At 41.2% G+C, this 1,779-nt stretch carries 1 protein-coding gene and 2 pseudogenes; 2 read left to right on the forward strand and 1 reads right to left on the reverse strand.

Annotated elements, in window-relative coordinates:
* Together FD47_RS14380 and FD47_RS14385 are read left to right on the forward strand one after the other, a co-directional pair.
* A pseudogene (locus tag FD47_RS14380) lies at positions 1-827 on the forward strand (MobQ family relaxase); the annotation flags it as partial.
* A 96-nt stretch (positions 828-923) separates the two neighbouring features.
* A pseudogene (locus FD47_RS14385) lies at positions 924-1,493 on the forward strand (toprim domain-containing protein); the annotation flags it as partial.
* Between the two features lie 63 nt (positions 1,494-1,556).
* Here the strand turns inward: FD47_RS14385 and FD47_RS15545 are convergent.
* Positions 1,557-1,779: transposase (locus tag FD47_RS15545; RefSeq protein WP_235806118.1), on the reverse strand; the 223-nt coding region annotated here is incomplete at its 5' end.

Here is a 1,779-nt window from a genome sequence, read left to right on the forward strand (position 1 = left end):
CATACGTTGGCTGGAAGTTATTAATGCAACAGGAAAAGGAAGTCAAAATCGAACTGAAATATACGCTGATGATTCATGACGATAACTTAGAAAGTCTAGAACACGTCGATCAAGGGTTACTAGAGAAATATTCACCAATCGAACAGCAAAAGATTACTCGCGCAGTCAAAGATTTGCGAACAATCATGGCTGTTAAGCAAGTTATTCAAACCCAATACCAGGAAGTTTTAAGAAGGGCCTTTCCCAAAGGCGATTTAGATGGATTGCCATTGACTAAACAGGAACAGGCTTATACAGCCGTGATGTACTATGATCCAACTTTAAAGCCATTAAAAGTCGAAACAATGGAACAATGGCAATCAAATCCACCACAGGTTTTCAGTACCCAAGAACATCAATTAGGGTTAGCTTATTTGTCGGGACAGCTGAGCTTAGATCAGTTAGAAAATCATCACTTACAACGGGTTTTAAAGCATGATGGCACTAAACAACTCTTTTTTGGCGAATGCAAAGTCGATCCAACGATTAAGAACAGTCAAATCGAGAAAATCCAAAAGCAGTTAAAAGAGCAACAAGCCAAGGACGACCAGTACAGAAAAGCAAATATTGGACATTATCAACCGCTAAATTACAAGCCAGTTAGTCCAAGCTACTACTTAAAGACGGCCTTTAGTGATGCGATCATGACTGTTCTATATGCTCGTGATGAAGATTACCAACGGCAAAAGCAAGAACGTGGACTGAAAGAAACCGAGTGGGAAATGACGAAAAAGCAACGGCAACACCAAACTCGAAACCGGCATGAGGATGGTGGCATGCACTTGTAATCGGAATAAAAAATGCACCGTTAAACCTGGTTAAAAGCGGCTGAACAAGGTAGAACAGAATTAGAACAGAAACTTAATCACAAGGAGTGAACGAACATGACCACTGTTATCTTAGCTGAAAAACCTAGTCAAGCCCGTTCATACGTTCAAGCCTTTCAAAAGGGCACAAAAAAACAGGGTTACTATACGGTTAGCGACCCTGTTTTGCCCGAAAATACGCTTGTCACGTATGGTCTCGGACATTTAGTTGAACTAGCCACACCGGATAAATATGATCAGAAATATCAGCAATGGGCCCTATCTAATTTACCGATTTTCCCCAACAAATACAAGTTTGTGGTGTCAGCTAGTAAAAAAGATCAATTCAAGGTCGTCAAAGACCTGTTAACGAAGGCCGATACCATTATTGTTGCCACCGATAGTGGCCGAGAGGGTTCTAATATTGCCTGGTCGATCATGAGCCAAGCCCAGATTGACGTTAAAAAGAAGACCATTAAGCGTCTATGGCTGAATAGTTTGGAAAAAGACGCCATTATTACCGGCTTTAAAAATCTTGGTGACTGGCACAAAGACTATTTGGCTTATAAAGAAGCCCAAACCCGTCAAATTAGTGATTGGTTGATCGGTATGAATGGTAGTCCCTTATATACTTTGTTATTAAGACAAAAGGTTCTGGTGCAAAGTTGAAATTAAGCGTAGATCAAAGTGACTGTGTTTAGTGGTTGTAGCCTATGCCGCTAACAATTGGTCGACTTCTTGATACGCTGAAAAGCCGAAGAGGCCTGGCTTCTTTCGGCTTTCTTTGTGTATCGCATGCATGGTTTCAATGCCGTATAATGTCCTAGCTGCTGTCCGAGTGCTCTGATAACTTGCGGAACGAACTTGTTGCCGCTTAATAAAACGGTGATCTTGCTCAATCAGATTATTGCGATATTTGGAGCACTGATGCACA

It is taken from the genome of Lentilactobacillus parafarraginis DSM 18390 = JCM 14109 (assembly GCF_001435895.1).
Taxonomy (GTDB): Bacteria; Bacillota; Bacilli; order Lactobacillales; family Lactobacillaceae; genus Lentilactobacillus; species Lentilactobacillus parafarraginis.